We start from the raw sequence: 15,572 nt of genomic DNA on the forward strand, positions 1-15,572 counted from the left end.
CCGATGTCAACCGCCTCGGCGCCCCTGAACCCCTGATCGTGGAACACCGCTCCACGTCCGCCGCGAGGTCGAGACGGCTCGCACCGCACGGCCGGATGGCCTACTGCTCACGCAGTGGGACGGTCTAGCCGGGGTCCGAACCGTTCTGGTGGCCTTGCGGGCATGTCGGCACAACTCCGCTTCGGCGTTTGGGCGCTCGTCTACGGCAATTGGGCGTCGTTCCACCACCCGGAAGACCCGGTGGACGCGTCCTGGGAACGCAACAAACGGCAGATCCTGGAAGCCGAGCAGCTCGGCTTCGACACGACGCTGATCGCCCAGCACGTGGTCAACCCGTTCGGCGAGGAGCACGACCAGCTCGACGCGTGGACGGCGGCGGCCGGGCTCGCCGCGCTGACCGAGCGCATCGAGATCATCGCGGCGATCAAGCCGTACCTGTACCACCCGGTGGTGCTGGCCAAGCAGGCGTTGCAGATCGAGGAGATCAGCGGTGGCCGCTTCGGCATCAACCTGGTCAACGCCTGGTTCAAGCCGGAGCTGGAACGGGCGGGCATCGGGTTCGCCGAGCACGACGAGCGCTACGCCTACGGCACCGAGTGGCTCACCGTCGTGCGCGGGTTGCTCTCCGGCGAGCGGACCACGTTCCACGGCAAGTACTTCCACGTTGACGACTACGTGCTCAAACCGGCCAGCAGGACGCGGAGCGGCCCGCGGTGTACCTCGGCGGCGAGTCCGATCCGGCGCGGGCGCTGGCCGCCGAGCAAGCCGACACCTGGTTCATCAACGGGCAGCCGAAGCAGGACGTGCACGCGTTGATCAAGGACGTGGCGGGCCGCCCGCGCACGGGTGATCCGGTGCGATTCGCGCTGTCGGCGTTCGTGATCGCCCGCGAAACCGAGGCAGAGGCGCAGGAAGAACTCGCCTACCAGTGGGAACTGGCCGAGAAGGGCCAAGCCACCTGGGACGGCCTGGTCGCCAACGCGGACCCGAAGGCGGTCATGTTCCAGACCTTCGCGAGGCATCCGCACATCGGCACCAACGGCGGCACCGCCGCGGGCCTCGTCGGCAGCTACGACCAAGTGGCGCAACGGATCCTGGAGTTCCACGAACTCGGCGTCGACACCCTGATGCTCCAGTTCCAGCCGTTCGAATCCGAACAACGCCGCTTCGCCCACGAGGTCATCCCCCGCTACCGCGAACTCTCCGGGGAGTCGTGAAAGGCCTCGGCGAATGATCTTCTGGTCTGCGTCTTGCCAGTGGCGGAGCCGCCGCGCGGTGACCAGCTTGAGCACAACGACCACCGGCGGCTTCTCAGCGGCTTCCTCGCGAGGACAGCAGCCTGGACCCGGATCGCTGTGAACGGCGTACATGAGAAGTGGATCCCGCAGCGAGGAAGCCGCTGAGCGCCCCCTACGCAACAAGCCCGGTCCCCGTGGGATCCCGTTCGCCGCGACCCGGGCGGGATCCCACGGGTCCGCCGCAGTACGGCGGTCCGGGGGGGTCAGGCGATGTTCGACGGGCGCACGAGTCCTTCGGCGAGGTCGCCGAACTTGGGTGCGGGGATCGCGCCCGGGTTCTGCACGATCTCCTCCACCAGCAGGGTTTCGGTGGTCAGCAGCAGCGAAGCGATGGAGGCCGCGCTCTCCAACGCCGAACGGGTCACCTTGAACGGGTCGATCACGCCGAAGGCGAACATGTCTCCGTATTCGCCGGTGAGCGCGTTGAACCCGTGACCGGCGGGCAGCTCCGCGACCTTCTTCAGCACCTCGTCGGCGGGGTGGCCCGCGTTGATCGCGATCCAGCGCAGCGGTTCGGCCAGCGAGCGGCGCACGATCTCCCGCCCCACCGCGGCGTCCCCGGTCAGCGAGCTCGCCCCGAGCGTGGACGCGGCCCGCACCAGTGCCGCGCCGCCACCGGCGAGCAAGCCCTCTTCGATCGCCGCCCGCGTCGCGGACACGGCGTCCTCCACCCGGTGCTGCTTCTCCTTGAGTTCGACGGCCGTGGCCGCCCCCACTCGCAGCACGGCGACGCTGCCGGACAAGTGCGCGATGCGGTCCTGCAACGAATCCCGGTCGTGGTCGTTCTCGGCGCGGTCGAACTCGCGCTTGAGCTGGTCGATGCGGGCCGAGACGTCCTCGCCGCGTCCGGCGCCACCGACGATGGTGGTGCTCTCCGCGGTGACCGTGACCTTCTCGCAGCTGCCCAGGTGATCCAGCTGCACCGCCTCCAGGCTCAACCCGGCGTCCCCGGTGATCACCCGGCCGCCGGAGAGCGCGGCGATGTCGCCGAGCTGCGCGAGCCGCCGGTGCCCGAAACCGGGTGAGCGCACCGCCACCGAGCGGAACGTGCCGTGCACGTTGTTGGTGACCAGCATGCCCAGCGGCGGCCCGTGCACGTCCTCGGCGAGGATCAGCAGCGGGCGACCGGTGCGGGTGACCTGTTCCAGCACCGGCATCAGCGTCTGCACCTGGCTGATCTTCTCGTTGGTGAGCAGGATCAGCGGGTTCTCGAAGACGGTCTCCATCCGCTGTTCGTCGGTGACCATGTACGGCGAGAGGTAGCCGTGGTCGAACTCCAGACCGTCCACGAAGTCCACGTCGATGCCGACGGTCGGCGACTCCTCGACGGTGACGACGCCGGTGGTGCCGACCCAGTCCATGGCCACGGCGATGAGCTCGCCGATCTCCGGGTCGTTGTTCGCCGACAACGACGCCACCTGGGCCAAGTCCTGCTTGCCGCACACCTGCCGCGCCCCGGCGCGCAACGAGTCGACCACTTCGACCGCCGCCTGCTGGATGCCCAGCTTGAGCTGCATCGGGTTGGCGCCCTCGTCCACCGCGAGCAGTCCCTCGCGCACCAGGGCCTGGGCGAGCACCGTGGCCGTCGTGCCATCTCCGGCGACGCCGTTGGTCTTGTCCGCGACTTCTTTCGCCAGCTGAGCGCCCATGTTCGCGAACGGATCCCGCAGCTGGATCTCACGGGCGATCGTGACGCCGTCGTTGGTGATCGTGGGCGGCCCGGTGAGCTTCTCGATCACCGCGTTGCGCCCCTTCGGGCCGAGTGTCACCTTGACGGCGTCGGCCAGCGCGTTCACCCCTGACTCCAGCAGCGCCCTGGCCTGCCGATCAAACCGAAGTTCCTTCGCCATTGAGGATCAACTCCTTGTGGACTCGTTTTGCTTTGGTGGTCGGGTGGCGGAACCTCAGCTGTCTTCTCGCTGCGGGATCTTTTTCCCTAGTGGCTCCGCCACGAGGGAAAAAGCTGTCCTCGCGAGAAGACAGCTGAGAACCCGCCGGTGGTCATCTTGCTTGCGTGGGCTATGTGCTTCGCACATACAGGCACGGCCTTCGGCCGCAAGGCAGGCGTGCTTCGCCGCCCTTCGCGGACTTCGCCGCCAAATGCACGGCTACGCCGTGAGGTGGTCGGGTTACACCGCTTGCAGTGATTCGTCCGATGTGGACTGTTCGGTGGGTTCGATCTCGGCGCGGATCAGCACTCGGACGGCGTCCTGCTCCGGTCGATCACCGACCTGCCAGCCGCGTGCCCGCCAGTCGGCCAGAGCCCGGTCGGCGCAGTGCTCGTGGCCGGGCTGCACCGCGTCCGCGTCGGAGGTCGAGGCGTCCAGCCGCACCGCGCGCAGCGCCGGAATCCGCGACATCGCCCGCTGCGCCGCTTGCAGGAAACCGTCGTCTCCCTCGCACCGGACCGACGCGGGCAGCCGCAGCAGGACCCGCACCCGCCTGCCGTCGGTGGAGACCGCGGTGACGAAGCCCCGCACACCCAGCGCGGGCCTGCCTTCGCGCGGGCAGACCTGTTGCAACGACCGCCAGATCTCGGTCAGCACGCGGCTGCGGAATTCAGGATCAGACATGGCAATTCCCCGTTCCTTCAACCGCGGGCGCGGCGCCGGTCAGCGGCCGCGCCCGCCGGCGTTCGGTCAGCTGCTCACCGGTTTCAGGTCGAAGTCGATGTACTCGGCGGCATCCTCGGGGTTGGCGAACAGCACCGTGCGGTCGTCGAGGTGCACCATCCGCCCGTAGTGGGTGGACATGATCTCCTCGAAATCCGACTGGTCGAATTCGAAGCCGATCTCGTCCGCGATCTCCTCGAACTCGAAGATCAAGGTGCCGTGCGCGTCGACGCGGATCATCGAAGGCAGGTGATCAACCCGAACGCCTTCCTTGCGGGCCATGATCTCGGCGACGATGTGGCCGTTCTGGTTGTTCATCAGCGTCACGCCGCACATGTTGGAAGCGGTCACACTCATGACTTTCACCCCTTCTGTTCGGTCAGTCCGAGGTCACCGAGCACCGCGGCGAATCCCTCTTCGGTGGCGGCGAAGGAGTCGGCGAACGTGATGACCTTCTCCTGCGGCTGGGACCAGATCGGCTGGAGTTCGTGCGCGGCCGCACGGCACCGCGGCGCCCAGCGCTGGAGCCAGCCCTGCATGACCTGCCGGTTCGCATCCCCGAATTCGGAGTCCTCGGCCAGCATCCGGAACAGCGCGCTGCTGTAGCCCAGGTCCCGCTCATGATCGTTCTCGCCGGTGCCGACCAGCGACGGCGTCACGTAATCGCCGTTGCGCGCGGCGATCTGCATTACCAGGTGGCTGCGGAACAGCACACCCACCAGCGACTCGAACACGACGTTCGACGCGAACAACGCCTCGGCCCAGTCGCCGATCGCGGTGAGGTTCTCGACGACCTCCCGCACCGGCTGCCACACCGGATCCTCCTGCCAGACCCCGCGATGCGCCGAGCCGTCGAATTCCAAGCCGGATTCGGACACGTCCAGGTTGTAGAGCGCGAGGTCCTGGGCGAAGCGCAGCTTGTGCGCGGCGTTCACCGCGATCGCATTGTTGATCATGTTGGTGGGGCCGGACCGCTGCGCGGCGGTGAACACGTGCAGGCCCAGCCCGTTCTCCACGTGCATCCACGCACCGAGGTGCCGCTCCACGAACCGCGTCCAGCCGCGGGGCCAGCCGCTGTAGGCACCGGCCTGCTTGGCGTTGGTGAGGTTCTGCTGGATCTGCCGGACCACGTTGGCGTTGTTCCGGTAGATCGTCTGTTCCCACTCCTCGTTGGGATCCCGGAACGCGTGCCAGTCGGTCGACTTCAGCGCCGTCCAGTCCTTCGGGTAGCCGCCGTCGCCGTCACCGAAGCCGTAGATCCAGCCCTGGGTGAGGTGGCGTTCCGGGTCGGGCTGCACGTCGAACGTGACGTCCTCGTACATCGTCGCGCGCATCTTGCGGGGACTGAAGTAGTTGTAGGCGCGGGAACCCGAGCTGGGGAACTCCAGCGCGCCCGCCTCTGCGTCGGTGAACTCCGGTTTGGGGAAGCTGCGGGTCCGATTCTCGGATGCCGGCGTTTCCTGCGTCGTCATGGCCGTCCTCCTTGCTGCTCGCGAATGTTGCGGGCCGGCTCGCGGATGTTCCGCCAGGTCAGCCGGCCTCGGCGGAGACGGTGAACTTGTCGTAGAAGATCTGCTCTTGCGGCACCCCGCGCTCCTCCAGCACCGCGAGCCCCGCGTCGATCATCGGTGGCGGCCCGCAGAGGTAGACGTCGCAATCGGCCAGCGAAGCCTCGCGTTCGGCCGCGACCGCGGTGACCATGCCGCGCGCACCGGACCACTCCTCGTCCGAGAGCACGGGCACGAAGCCGAATCCCGGGATTCGCCCGCCCAGCTCGGCGATCTCGTCGAGCATGAACAGATCGCGTTCGGTGCGCGCGCCGTAGTAGAAGACCACTTCGCGGTCGAAGTCGTCCTTGGCCGCGATCTGGCGCAGCAGCGCCAGAATCGGCGCCATGCCCGCGCCGCCCGCCAGCAGCACGATCCGGCGGTCCGACGAGGCGCGCAGGGTGAACGTGCCGTACGGACCGTTGATCGACAACGGCACGCCGGGGCGCAACTCGCTCTCCAGTAGTCCGGAGAACTTTCCGCCCGGGTAGCGCTTGATGATGAACTCCACCTCGCTACCGCTGGTGCGCGGCAGGTTCGCCATCGAGAACGACCGGTGCTCATCGCCGCCGGGGATGGTCACGTCCACGTACTGACCGGGGTGGAACTTGAATTCATCGTCGCCGGTGACCGCCAGCCGCAGCAGGCTGATGTCGTGGGTCAGCTCCTCGACGGCCGAGACCTCCGTTTGCACGGTGACCACCGGCAGCCCGGCGCGGATCATGTCCTCGTCGTAGTTGAGCAGTTCGATGTCCAGGTCGCTGTAGGCGTGCGACCGGCACAGCAGCACGTAGCCTTCGTCGCTCTCGTAGTCGGCGAGCGCGAACGTCGAATAGCGCCCCATCTGCACATCACCATCGAGCAGGAACGACTTGCACGCCGAGCACTGGCCCTCCTTGCAGCCGTGCATCAACATGACGCCCTGCCGGAACGCCGCGTCCAGCACCGTTTCGCCCTCGTCGGCCTCGATCTCGATGTCCACCGGTTCGAACCTGATGCGGTGCGCATCGCCCATGACGCTCTCCTTTTCGCTCACAGGCTTGGTATCGGGCAGTGGCGCCCAGGCCCCACCTCAAACGCCACTGCCCGAGCTGATGAGTCCTCCGGAAGGCCCCGGCCCCACCCCGGCTGACGTGAACGTCCCCTCAGACCGATGGGGCCGGTCACAGGAGGCCCTCACCTCGTGGAGCCGGTGAAGTGAATGGCCCGTTCGACCGGGGGACCGGTGAACTGGTCCCCGGTGGTTGGACTGGAAAGTCAGTTCCAGCTACCGGGGAGTGGTTCGTGTATCCGCATAGTTCGTTGTCGCGGGAGCAGCGTGAGGCCGCTGTGGTGTTGTTCGGGGCTGGTCATGGGGCGGTGTCGGCTGCGGCCCGGTTGGGGGTGTCGGCTTCGGCGGTGAGAACGTTGCGGGATCGATGGTTGTTGCGCGGCCCGGGAGCGTTGATCATGAAACCGACCAAACGGTCCTACTCGTTCGAGTTCAAACTCGACGTGGTGCTGCGGTTCGTGGCCGGGCAGGCCACGGCGGCCGAGCTGGCCGCCGAGCATGACCTGTCGTCACCGAAGCAGGTGAAAAATTGGGCGCGCCAATATCGGCGTGACGGCGAGGATGCGTTGCGCCCCAAGCGGGAAGGCCGCCCACCCCGCGAACCACAACCACCACCGGACGGCGAGACGGCCGAACTGGAACGGTTGCGGACGGAGAATCTGCGGTTGTCCGCGGAGAACGCCTACCTAAAAAAACTGCGGGCCTTGAAGGAACAGGGGCGAGGGTAAAAACCCAGGTCATCGTCACCCTCAAGGCGCACTATCCGCTTGCGGTACTGCTGGAGGTCGCGGGCCTGGCCCGGTCGACGTTCTTCTATCACCAGGCCCGGCTCGACCGGCCGGACCCGCACGCCCGGCTGAAACAGGCCGTGACCGACGTGTTCCAGCAGGCCCACGGCCGTTACGGGCACCGCCGCGTCCACGCCATGCTGCACCGCCACGGCCTGAGACCGGCGAAAAAGACCGTCCTGCACATCATGCGCACCCTCGGCCTGGCCTGCACAGTCCGCCGCCGACGCCGCTACTCATCCTGGAAGGGCGAGGCCGGCACCACCGCCGGCAACGTCCTGGACCGCGACTTCACCGCCCCGGCACCGAACACCAAATGGGTCACCGACATCACCGAATTCCGTGTCGGCACAAGCAAAATCTATCTCTCACCGATCATCGACCTGTTCGACCGCTCCGTCGTGTCCTACTCCTGGAGCACCCGACCCGACACCCACCTGACCAACTCATCACTGACCAAAGCCATCGCCACCCTCAACACCGGCCACACCCCACTCGTGCACACCGACCAAGGCTTCCACTACCGACACACCTCCTGGCGCCAACTGCTACACGAGGCAAACCTGACACCCTCCATGTCCCGGAAAGCGACCTGCCTCGACAACGCCGTCGCCGAAAACTTCTTCAGCCACCTCAAAGAAGAACTCTTCCACCACCACAACTACAACACCCCCGACGAGTTCACCACCGCCCTCGAGAACTACCTCGACTGGTACAACACCACCCGCATCTCCACCACACTGAAGAACCTCACCCCCACCGAATACCGAGCCCAGGCCCTCACCACCTAGCCTTCACTCACCCAGTCCAACAAACAGGGACCACTTCACCGGCCACCGGAGGCATTGGCTCCAGGTGGTCGGCGAGCCGGGGCCGACGATCAGAAAGACACGTTCGGGTTCGCCCGGTATTCGGCGACGTGGCGCTCACGTTCGGCGTCGGTCATCTCGTTCAGCGAAATGTTGGGGCTGCCGAACTTGATTCCCCGGATGTCGTCCAACGTCCACAGCTTCTTCGGATCGTCCAGGTCGAGGTGCGGCTGCGGCACCAAGGTCTTGCCGTCGTCGCGCACGTAGTCCAGGTCGGTGACCACATCCGCCAGGTCCCAGCCGTGGTAGAGCGTCTCCCACTCGCGCTTCCCGGTCAGCCGCCCCATGTTCGGCGTCTCGCGGCCCTCGTAAGTCGAGCGGAAGGCGACGGCGTCGGTCCAGTGGCAGGGCTCCGAGCAGTAGGTGCGCCACTGGTCGTCCACCTTGTCGACCACCATGTCCTCGCGCACCAGGCAAGGGACCATGCACGTCCAGCAGCGGTGCGGGTACTCGTAGCCGACGTCCTCGAACGCGATGGGCTTGTTCCGGCCGGGGTAGCGCAGCCGGTTGTAGTTCTCCCACCACTTCCCGAACTGGTCGTACCAGCCGGGGTACTTGTGCTCGAACCACTCGAAGTCGGCGTCGGTCATCGGGTCGATGCGCCAGAAGTTCACCGGCCAGCCGGTCGCGAAGAACTGCGCCACCCGGTGCACGTAGAAGTCGTCGACGATGCGGCTCCACGACTTCTCCACGAGGTCGTGCGGGATCTCCAGGCCGTACTTCTCCAGCGGCAGCAGGTAACTGCGGTAGTAGTCGTCGTAGATCCAGCGCCGCCACATCTCCGCGTAGCTGTCCCGGTCCTTGCGGCGATCTTTCGAGCCGTACTCGATGAACGTCCCGATCGCGGCGTCCACCACGCAGTGGTTGTTCCACCACGCGTAGCGCAGGTCGCGTTCGAGCAGCTTGCGGTTCTGCTCGTCCGCAAGCGCCATGAGCAGGATCGAATAGCCGTTGCTGATGTGCCGGGACTCGTCGGACTGCACCGAGTGGAACACCGTCGGCAGCAGGTAGTCGCCGTTGGCGGCGGCTTCCGAGGGCATCGCGACGAACAACGTGTTGGTGAACGCCGTCTCGGCCACCACGGTCAGGTAGATGTTCGCGGCGGTCACCGCGTCACCGGTGATGAACCCTTCGCCGAACTGCCTGCCGATGGTGCCCGCGTAGCAGTTGGAGAACGCCTTCTCACTGATGTCGAACCCGGCGGGGTCGATGTAGTGGTTCATGTACAGGCGTTTGAGGTTCATCTGGATCGTCGAGTGCCGCACCTCGTCGATCATCTGCACGGCGAGCCCGTTGTGGATCTGCGGGTTGGGCACCGCGTCGATCGCCATCGGCATCGCGCGGGCGGCCGAGATCTCCGGGAACGGGATGATCGACAGGAACAGCTTCTGCCATTCCATCCAGCGCTCCTGCACCTGCCGGAACATGTTGCCGCGAATCGCGCCGTCCATCGCGCCGTAGACGCGGTTGTCCTTTTCCTCCTCCATCGGGAAGTAGGACCGGAGGATCTGCTTCAACGGGTCCTTTTTCGGCGATTTGTCGAACCGGTAGTCGGTACCGAACCGGGTGGCCGGAGTGGCGAACGTCGGCTCCCAGGACAGCTCCGTGATCTTCTTGTGCGCCTTGCTCAGACTTTGTCGGCTCACGTCGCGCCTCCTGCGTCGTCCTGCTCCCGGAGAGTCGTCGCGGGGCCGGGATGAGTAGCATCACATCGCACCGGTGAGCTCATGTTCATCTCAATATGAGACAATGCCGCGGCACTTCCACGAGATACGATGTTGCTCACGCAGCGTCGCGCAGACCTCACCGGCCGGACATGTTCCGGTCGGCCGGGGCGCCGGCGTCGAAACCGCCGTGCTCTGGGAGGTGCCATGACCGATCGACGTCGAGGCCCGTCGCAATCCGAAGATCCCCACCGAGCGGAACTCGAGCTCGGGCCGGCACGGCAGCGCTTCCTCGACGAGTCACCGCTGGAACCGGCGGGCGGTCCGCGGACCGATCCTGGCGTCGTGGCGACGATCCAGCGACTACCGCGTCAACAGCGAATCGCTGAACGCGCCGTACGAGGACGACCTCGACTTCCAGGGCGTGTTGGTGCACGCCGCCGCGCCCGTGCTGGACCACCTGCGCGACGAACTGCCCGACCAGCCGGTGAGCGTGGTGCTCACCGATCAGCGCGGCTACGTGCTGGACCGGCGCACCAGCCTCGACGACCTCCGCGACCGCTTGGACCGGGTGTGCCTGGCGCCGGGATTCGGCTACGCGGAACGATTCGTCGGCACCAACGGCATCGGCACCACCCTCGAAGCGGGCCAGGCGACGCTCGTCTACGAGCAGGAGCACTTCACCGGGCCGCTGATCGACCTGGCCTGCGCCGGGATGCCGATCCACGACCCGATCACCGGTGAACTCGCCGGCGTCCTCGACGTCACCTGCTTCGCGCGGGACGCAGGCCCGATGCTCAAGGCCGTAGCCGCGGGCGCCACCCGCGGCATCCAGGAGCGGCTGCTGAACCAGAGCGGCGCCAACGACATCACCCTCATGCAGGAGTACCTGCGCGCGGCGCACCGGTCCCGCGATCCGATCCTCGCGCTCAACGACGACGTGCTGATGATGAACCGCACGGCCCAGCAGGATCTCAACGCGCAGGACCAGGTGCGGTTGCTGGAACACCTGCGGGAGTCCCCCAGGCGGCGCCCGATGTCGTGTGAGCTGGACCTGCCCAGCGGCGCCCGGTGCCGCATCTACGCGCGGCAGGCGCCCGGCCGCGAAGCGGGCGTCATCGCGCGCGTCCACCTGCTGCGCTCGGTTCCCGTCGCGGCGATCATGCTGCCCCCGGCCGGTCCGCTGCCGGGGATCGCCGGCTCGGAACCGTTGTGGCGGCAGTGCTGTCGCGGCGTGCGGGAGCACCGCGACCGCGGCACCTGGATCTGCGTGGAGGGCGAGCCGGGCACCGGCAAGTGCGCCGTGGTGCGCGCGGTCTGCCACGCCCACCGCCCGGACCAGCACGTCCGCGTGCTCGATCCTGACGAGATCGGCACCGACCGGGACTGGTGGGAGCGGATGCGCACCGACCTGCTGGACCGGCGGGGCTCGTTGGTGCTGCGCGGCGTGCACCTGCTGACCGCGTCGAAGCTGACCGAGCTGACCTGCTTGCTCGACGAGGTGCGCACCGCCAATCCCGAGCTGTGGGTGGCCGCCACGCTCGATCCGGACGTGCCGCCCGGACCCGCGCTGCACGGGCTGCGGGCGCTGTTCGCGCAGTCCGTGACGGTTCCGCCGCTGCGCCACCGCATCGAGGACCTGGACGTGATCGCCGACCACCTGCTGCGCCGGTTCACCAAGCGCTCCGAGTCGCGGTTCTCGCCGAAGGCACTGCACCTGCTCAAACGGCGGCACTGGACGGGCAACGTCAGCGAGCTGCGCGAGGTCGTGCACGAGGTGACCGGCCGGACCCGCGCGGACACGATCACTCCCGCCGATCTGCCGCCGCAATGCACGAGCCAGAGCAGACGCATCCTCACGCCGATCGAGTCGATGGAGCGCGACGCCATCGTCACCAGCCTCAGCGAAGCGGGCGGCAACCGCGCGCGGGCCGCCCGCAACCTGGGCATCTCCCGCGCCACCATCTACCGCAAGATCGCGGATTACGACATCGGCGACCGCCCGTCGCCGAACGGCGTTGCCCGCAGGCGCAAGTCCTGATCTCGTCGTCCGCGAAGATCACAACTCGTTCCGGCTGTGCAACGCCGGAACGAGCCGGTCGATGATCTTGAGAACCGCCGACCGCGGAGAAGGACACGAGACAGCCACGCGTTTCAGCCTGAATAGTCCACGGTGGACGATGGCGGTGGTGGTCACCGCGAGCGCCGAAGCGGCCACGCTGATCAACGTACCGGACGTCAAGAGCGTCGACCTCGGGCCGCGGGAGAACGGCATCGCCCGCGACGTCGTGCGGAACCTCGCGCGCGATCTCACCAGGGACCTGGAACGGGCCTCGGCCGGGAGCGCGAACTGTTCCGCCGGGCGGCCGGCGAGGCCACCGGCCACCCCGGCCGCGAAACTCAGCCCTGCCCCATCTTGCGGAAGTCCCAGCTGGTGATCTTCGACGGAGTGATGCGCAGCCAACCGTGACGTCCGTCGTGGAACACCTCGTCGCCGCCCATGTACTTGCGGGCGAACTGCAGCTCGATGGCGGTGAGCGCGTCGTTCGGTTCGCCGGTGCGCGGCAGCTCCCCGACCACCTCGACGGTGCCGGTCACCTCCACTCCGCGCAGCTCCTGGAACTCGACGCCCGCGTCCACCACGACGCTGACGCGCGGATCCCACATCAGGTCCGCCCAGCGCTTGCTGCGGGTGATGGAGTAGAGCCAGAACGCCTCGCCGTCCCAGCCGAACCACAGCGGCGTGGCGTGCGGCCCGTCCGGGCCGACCGTCGCCACTCGACAGGTGCGTTCCTCGGCGAGGAACGCGTCGATCTCCTCACCGGTCATGGCAATCCGGCGACCGCGCTTCTGCGGCTTGAGTTCCTCGGTCATCGCACAACTTCCATCCGGTGGTCGGTCCCCTCCACAACACGAACGACCGCGCCCGCGTCCGGGTGACGCCGACGCGGGTCAGCTGAGGTGTTCGGTGAAGAAGGAGTTCACTCGCCGCCAGGCGTCTTCCGAGGATTCGTGGTGATAGCCGATGCCCGCCACCCGCAGCAGCGGTTTGAACGGGCCGACCTTCAGGTGGTTCGCGAAGCTGTGGCCCGCGTCCGGGTATTCCTTGACGTCGTGCGGCACGTTCAGTTCGGTCAGGTGCGACTCCAGCTGCGCGGCGGCGCCCTTGAGCGTGGTGTCCTTCGCGCCGAAGCTCGCGACCACCGGGCACGCGCCGTCGAGCACCGCCTTGTCGGCGGGCACCTGGCCGTAGTACGGCGCGGCGGCCTGGAACCCGCGCGGCGCGGCGAGCAGCGCGAAACCGCCGCCCATGCAGAACCCGACGACGCCGACGTTGCCGTTGCAGTCCTCGCGGTCGGCCAGCAGCCGCCGCGCCGCTTCGACGTCCTCGAAAGCCTGGCCGCTGCCTTTGCTGAGCTGGCCGAAGACCGTGCGGACGCAGCGGGCGAAACCGCCGCGCGTGTAGAGATCCGGGGCCAGTGCGAGGAATCCGTCGGCGGCGAACCGGTCGGTGATCGCCTTGCTGTCCTCGGTCGCCCCGAAGACGTCGTGCACCACCACCACGCCGGGCCACGGCGGCTCGCCCGAGATCGAGGGGTAGGGCACCGCGAGGTGACCGTTGATGTCTCCGTCGGACGAAGGAATTGTCGCAGTCACGATCCCGAACCTAGCCCGCGTTCACCCCGATGTCACTCGGACACCGCTGATGAATCCGCCTGCACCGAGCCACCTCGATCATTCAGTCCACACAGGACACCGGGCCGGGGAGTCCCCCGGCCCGGTGTTCCCGTCAGGCCAGTCCTGGACCGCGCCGGGCGAATCCGGACGTCACCGGCGACAGCTGGGTGGCGCGGACCGTGCGGGTCCGTTCGATCGCCAAATAGCTGAACACGACCCCGGCCAGGCCCCAGATCACCAGCAGGGCCACCGCGCCGCCGCCGGGTGCGGAGCCGTCCGCCACCGCGCGCAGCGCGTCCTGGGCCGGACCGGCGGGAGTGGCCGCCAGGAACCGGCCCAGCACCGCGGGCACCGCGGTGATGAACCCGGTCGCCAGCAACAGCAGTCCGACGAGCATCGCGAGGAACCGCCCGAAGCCGCCCAGCGCGCCGGCGAGCGCCTGGTTGACGGCCGTGAACGCGACGCCGGTCAGCATCGCCAGTCCCGCGCAGCCGAACCACTGGCCGACCGAGAGGTCCTGCGAGACGCCGACGACGACGGCCACCAGCAGGCCCTGCGCCAACCCGATCACGGCGGGCAGCCGCAGCTGGTGCAGCGCCAGCGCGAACGACGAGCGCGTCGATTCCAGCGCCCGGCGCGGCACCGCGCGCAGCACCAGGAACGTGGCGATCGCACCGACCCACAGGGCCAGCACCGCGAACAGCGCCACCCCGGAGGAACCGAAGCCGAGGCTGGTTCCCCCTGCCGTCGTCACAGGGTTCGCCACGGCCTTCGCGAGCTTGTCCCGGTCGCCGTCCGGGTACTTCGGCAGCTGCTCCACGGCCTGGTCCAGGCCGCCCGCGAGCTGACCGGAGCCGTCGCCGAGCTGGTGGGCACCGTCGGAGAGCTGACGCACGCCGCCCGCGAGCTGGTCGGCACCGTCGGCGAGCTGACCCGCACCGCCGCCGGTCTGCGAAATGCCATCGGCCAGCTGCCCGACACCGCCGTCGAGCTGCTTCGAACCGTCCGCGAGCTGATCGATGCCGCCCGACAGGGCGGGCAGTCCGCCACCGGATTCGGGCGTCTGCCCGGCGAGCGCGGCGAGGCCGCCGGAAACACCGGTGCTCGCCTGCTGAACCTGTCCGGCACCGTCGCTGAGCGCCTGCGCGGTCGCCGCCTGGATGGCGATCTTCGTGCAGATCGGCAAGGTGCCCGGCGGGCATTCCTTGGTCATCTCCTGCAGGCTCGCCGACATTCCTTCCAGGCCACCGGAAAGCTGCTGCACGCCCTGCGCCTCCTTGGCGGAGACGTCGGCGAGCGTCGCGGTCTGCTGCGGCAGCTGCGCGGTCTTCTCCTGCAGCTGCCCGATTCCGTCGGACAGGCCCGCCATCCCGGTCTTGAGCTGCAGTGCGCCGTCTTCGAGCGCGCCGATGCCGTCGGCCAGCGCCCGCGAACCGTCGGCGAGCTGGTCGGCACCGCCCGCGAGCTGATCGGTCCCGCCCGCGAGCTCGTGCGCGCCGTCGGCCAGCGAGGTGGCGCCGTCGGAGGCCTCGCCCAGCTTGTCGCCCAGCGTGTTGAACCCGACGAACACGTTGTCCAGGTAGGTGGTGGTGAGCTGCTGGCCCAGCAGGTTCGCCGCCGTGGTCGTCACCACCCGGCTGATCGCCTCGTCCGCGAGCTTGCTGCGGTCGCCGGTGCTCACGTCGATCGTCGCCTTCTTCGCCTTGGCGGGATCGCCGGAGAAGGAGGTGGCGGCAGCGGAGAAGTTCTCCGGGATCGTCACGACGGCCGCGTAGTCACCGCTTTCCATGCCTTCGGCGGCCGTCTGCGGAGTGGCGAACTCCCAGCTGTAGTTGCTCTCGATCTCACCGCCGACGAGCTTCGCGGACAGCTGACGCCCCAGCGGGGTGAGCTGGCCGTTGACCTCGATCGGCTCGTCGTTGTTCACGACCGCGGCCTTGGTGTCCTTCAACCGGTCCTCGGGCTTGCCCATGGACCAGGTGAGCAGGCCGGCGATCACCAGCGGCACCAGCAACAGGCCGGCCAGCGGCAATAGCAAGCGGCTCTTCGCCATCGTTGATTACCT

13 protein-coding genes and 1 pseudogene are annotated in these 15,572 nt (G+C 68.0%); 5 read left to right on the forward strand and 9 right to left on the reverse strand.

Translation table 11 applies throughout. From position 1 onward, the window contains the following. Positions 1–162: 162 nt before the first annotated feature. Positions 163–1,217 (forward strand): annotated as a pseudogene (locus H2Q94_RS20080) (LLM class flavin-dependent oxidoreductase). A 284-nt stretch (positions 1,218–1,501) separates the two neighbouring features. On the opposite strand, the gene groL reads toward H2Q94_RS20080, so the two are convergent. From groL to H2Q94_RS20105, 5 genes are all read right to left on the reverse strand, one after another. After that, positions 1,502–3,148 carry a chaperonin GroEL gene (gene groL, locus H2Q94_RS20085; RefSeq protein ID WP_243788751.1) on the reverse strand — a complete coding sequence of 549 codons (1,647 nt, stop codon included), beginning with the start codon at positions 3,146–3,148 and terminating at the stop codon, positions 1,502–1,504. Positions 3,149–3,427: 279 nt separating this feature from the next. Then, positions 3,428–3,871 carry a hypothetical protein gene (locus H2Q94_RS20090; protein ID WP_243788752.1) on the reverse strand — a complete coding sequence of 148 codons (444 nt, stop codon included), beginning with the start codon at positions 3,869–3,871 and terminating at the stop codon, positions 3,428–3,430. A 66-nt stretch (positions 3,872–3,937) separates the two neighbouring features. Next, positions 3,938–4,267: a propane 2-monooxygenase effector subunit MimD gene (gene mimD / locus H2Q94_RS20095; RefSeq protein WP_243788753.1), complete on the reverse strand. Its 330-nt coding sequence runs from the start codon at positions 4,265–4,267 to the stop codon at positions 3,938–3,940. Between the two features lie 5 nt (positions 4,268–4,272). Beyond that, positions 4,273–5,382, reverse strand: coding sequence for an aromatic/alkene monooxygenase hydroxylase subunit beta (locus tag H2Q94_RS20100; protein ID WP_243788754.1), 1,110 nt, complete (start codon positions 5,380–5,382; stop codon positions 4,273–4,275). 58 nt (positions 5,383–5,440) lie between these two features. Then, the gene (locus tag H2Q94_RS20105) at positions 5,441–6,472 is read right to left on the reverse strand and encodes an FAD-binding oxidoreductase (protein WP_243788755.1); all 1,032 of its coding nucleotides are present in this window, start codon (positions 6,470–6,472) and stop codon (positions 5,441–5,443) included. A 269-nt stretch (positions 6,473–6,741) separates the two neighbouring features. Between H2Q94_RS20105 and H2Q94_RS20110 the strand changes: the two genes are divergently transcribed. After that, on the forward strand, positions 6,742–7,236 hold the full coding sequence (locus tag H2Q94_RS20110) for a helix-turn-helix domain-containing protein (protein ID WP_243788041.1): 495 nt from the start codon (positions 6,742–6,744) through the stop codon (positions 7,234–7,236). Between the two features lie 11 nt (positions 7,237–7,247). Then, positions 7,248–8,087, forward strand: a complete 840-nt coding sequence (locus H2Q94_RS20115) for an IS3 family transposase (protein WP_243795566.1) — start codon at positions 7,248–7,250, stop codon at positions 8,085–8,087. An 89-nt stretch (positions 8,088–8,176) separates the two neighbouring features. Here the strand turns inward: H2Q94_RS20115 and H2Q94_RS20120 are convergent, their stop codons facing one another. Then, positions 8,177–9,811, reverse strand: coding sequence for a ferritin family protein (locus tag H2Q94_RS20120; RefSeq protein WP_243788756.1), 1,635 nt, complete (start codon positions 9,809–9,811; stop codon positions 8,177–8,179). 442 nt (positions 9,812–10,253) lie between these two features. On the opposite strand from H2Q94_RS20120, the gene H2Q94_RS20125 reads away from it, so the two are divergent. Together H2Q94_RS20125 and H2Q94_RS20130 are read left to right on the forward strand one after the other, a co-directional pair. Continuing rightward, positions 10,254–11,870, forward strand: a complete 1,617-nt coding sequence (locus H2Q94_RS20125) for a sigma-54-dependent Fis family transcriptional regulator (protein WP_243788757.1) — start codon at positions 10,254–10,256, stop codon at positions 11,868–11,870. A 139-nt stretch (positions 11,871–12,009) separates the two neighbouring features. Further along, positions 12,010–12,267 carry a hypothetical protein gene (locus H2Q94_RS20130; RefSeq protein WP_243788758.1) on the forward strand — a complete coding sequence of 86 codons (258 nt, stop codon included), beginning with the start codon at positions 12,010–12,012 and terminating at the stop codon, positions 12,265–12,267. Here the strand turns inward: H2Q94_RS20130 and H2Q94_RS20135 are convergent. The 3 genes from H2Q94_RS20135 to H2Q94_RS20145 all read right to left on the reverse strand — a co-directional run bounded on the left by H2Q94_RS20135 (position 12,230) and on the right by H2Q94_RS20145 (position 15,560). After that, positions 12,230–12,703 (reverse strand): pyridoxamine 5'-phosphate oxidase family protein, encoded by a 474-nt coding sequence (locus H2Q94_RS20135; protein ID WP_243788759.1) that lies wholly within the window; start codon positions 12,701–12,703, stop codon positions 12,230–12,232. The genes H2Q94_RS20130 and H2Q94_RS20135 overlap by 38 nt on opposite strands. 78 nt (positions 12,704–12,781) lie before the next feature. Continuing rightward, positions 12,782–13,486, reverse strand: coding sequence for a dienelactone hydrolase family protein (locus H2Q94_RS20140; protein WP_243788760.1), 705 nt, complete (start codon positions 13,484–13,486; stop codon positions 12,782–12,784). A gap of 133 nt (positions 13,487–13,619) precedes the next feature. Continuing rightward, positions 13,620–15,560 (reverse strand): YhgE/Pip family protein, encoded by a 1,941-nt coding sequence (locus H2Q94_RS20145; RefSeq protein ID WP_243788761.1) that lies wholly within the window; start codon positions 15,558–15,560, stop codon positions 13,620–13,622. Positions 15,561–15,572: the final 12 nt, after the last annotated feature.

Source organism: Saccharopolyspora gloriosae (assembly GCF_022828475.1).
Taxonomy (GTDB): Bacteria; Actinomycetota; Actinomycetes; order Mycobacteriales; family Pseudonocardiaceae; genus Saccharopolyspora_C; species Saccharopolyspora_C gloriosae_A.